The 2,131-nt window shown below is 68.5% G+C and carries 2 protein-coding genes; both read right to left on the reverse strand.

The window, feature by feature from the left end:
- Positions 1 to 113: 113 nt before the first annotated feature.
- Positions 114 to 1,730 (reverse strand): MDR family MFS transporter, encoded by a 1,617-nt coding sequence (locus tag FKP22_RS28130; RefSeq protein ID WP_141291361.1) that lies wholly within the window; start codon positions 1,728 to 1,730, stop codon positions 114 to 116.
- The coding region (locus tag FKP22_RS28135; protein WP_141291363.1) for an HlyD family secretion protein at positions 1,723 to 2,131 on the reverse strand (409 nt) is incomplete at its 5' end. The genes FKP22_RS28130 and FKP22_RS28135, both read right to left, overlap by 8 nt.

Raw genomic sequence — 2,131 nt, forward strand, 5'->3', positions numbered from 1 at the left:
GTCCGGGCCGACGGTGGTGCAGGCGGCGAGCAGCAGCGCGGTGGCCAGGGCCACGGCGCGCGGAAGGAAAGGCAGCAGTCGAAGCGGCATCGCGTTCTTTCTGAAAAGGTGCCTCAATGTGCTGATTCGGTGGCGGGTGCGGGCGCACGCGGCGTTTTGATCAGCAAGGCCAGCGGCACGCACAGCAGCATCACCAGGCCCAGCGCGTAGAAGGTTTCGGAGTAAGTCATGACCAGCGCCTCCAGCCTGATCTGGCCAGCCAGCTCGGCCAGGGCCTGAAGCTGGGCATGGGCGAAGTCGCCAACCTGGGCCAGGTGGCCGGCGGCACTGGCGGCCATGCGCGACTGCGTGATCTCGGCATTGGCACTCACCGAGCTGTTGATCACGTCGACGTGGAAGGCATCGCGCCGGTCGATGAAGGTGCCGATCAAGGCCAGGCCGACCGAGCCGCCGAGGTTGCGCGCCATGTTGTAGAGGCCGGCGGCGTCGCCCGACTCTTCGCGCGCCACCGAGGCCATCGCGGCCTGGTTCAGCGGCATCATGGCCAGGATCTGGCCCAGGCCGCGCAAGAGTTGCGACCAGGTGAAGTCGTCCGCGGCGCTCCTGGCGGTGAGGCTGCTGTCCAGCCAGCAGCTGCCGAAGATCAGGAGCAGGCCGGCGATGACCAGCACCGAATAGTGCATGCGCCCTAGCAGGCGCGGCAGCATCGGCATCATCAGGATGGCCGGGATGCCGCTGAGCAGCATCACCGCGCCGGCCTGCTGTGCGTTGTAACCCGAGATCTGCGCCAGGAACTGCGGCACCAGGTAGGACACGCCGTAGAACGCCGCGCCGACGGTGAAGACAATGAAGATCACGCTGGCGTAGCTCTTGTTGCGCATCAGGCTCAGCCGCAGGATGGGCCGCGCAGCCAGCCGCTGCGAGAGCGCCACCATCACCATGCCGATGGCCGACGCCAGGCTCAGCAGGATGATGAGGTCGGACTCGAACCAGCGCTCGCGCTGGCCTTCCTCCAGCACCGCGGTGAGCGTGCTCAGGCCCAACGCCAGGCCGGCGATGCCCAGCCAGTCCGCGCCGAGGAATTCGCGCAGCTGCGCGCGGTCGGCCGGCAACCCCCACAGCAGCAGCCCGACCAGGCCCACGCAGATCGGCACGTTGATGAAAAAGCACCAGTGCCAGCTGATGTTCTCGGTCAGCCAGCCGCCGATGACCGGGCCCAGCAGCGGGCCGAGCAGCACCGTGAGGCCGAACAGCGTCATGCCGGCGGGCAACTGGTGGCGCGGCAGCCGGGTGCGCACGATGGTCTGCGCGGTGGGGATCATCGCGCCGCCGGTCAGCCCCTGGCCGATGCGGGCGAAGATCAGCATGCCCAGGCTAGTGGAGAAGCCGCACAGTGCCGAGAACAGCGTGAACAGCAGCGCCACGCCGACCAGGAAATTGCGCAGCCCGAACACGCGCGTGAGCCAGGCCGACAGCGGGATGACGACGATCTCGGCCATCAAATAGCCGGTGGAGATCCAGGTGCCTTCGGTGCCAGTGGCGCCAATGGCGCCTTGCACCTGAGGCAGCGCCGAGTTGGTGATGGAAATGTCCAGCACCGCCATCAGCGCGCCCAAAGCGCCGGCGGTCACGGCGATCCAGTCGTTCAGGCTGGCGTTGGGTTCACGGGCTGGCGCGGCGGTGCTGGGCGTGCTCGCTGTTGGCGGGTTGTCGGCCGTGGCTTCAGCCATGGTCCGCTGCTCCGCGGGTGTCCACATCTGCCGTCACCGACAGGCCGGGCAGCAGGCGGGCGCGCTGGGCCGCGTCCACGTCCAGCCGTATGCGCACCGGCACGCGCTGGACGATCTTGGTGAAGTTGCCGGTGGCGTTTTCCGGCGGTAGCAGTGCGAACTGCGCGCCGGTGCCCGGCGAGAAGCTTTCGACCACGCCGCGCAGCGTCTCGCCTGGCCACGCGTCCACATGCAGCTTCACCGGCTGGCCGGCCTGCATGCGGCCGATCTGGGTCTCCTTGAAGTTCGCCACCAGGTAGGTCTGTTGCACCGGCACGATGCTCATCAGCCGAGTGCCCGGCTGGGCGAACTGGCCGACGCGCACGGAAAGGTCGCCCACGCGACCGGCCTGCGCGCTGCGC

The organism is Ideonella azotifigens (assembly GCF_006519715.1).
GTDB lineage: Bacteria > Pseudomonadota > Gammaproteobacteria > Burkholderiales > Burkholderiaceae_C > Ideonella > Ideonella azotifigens.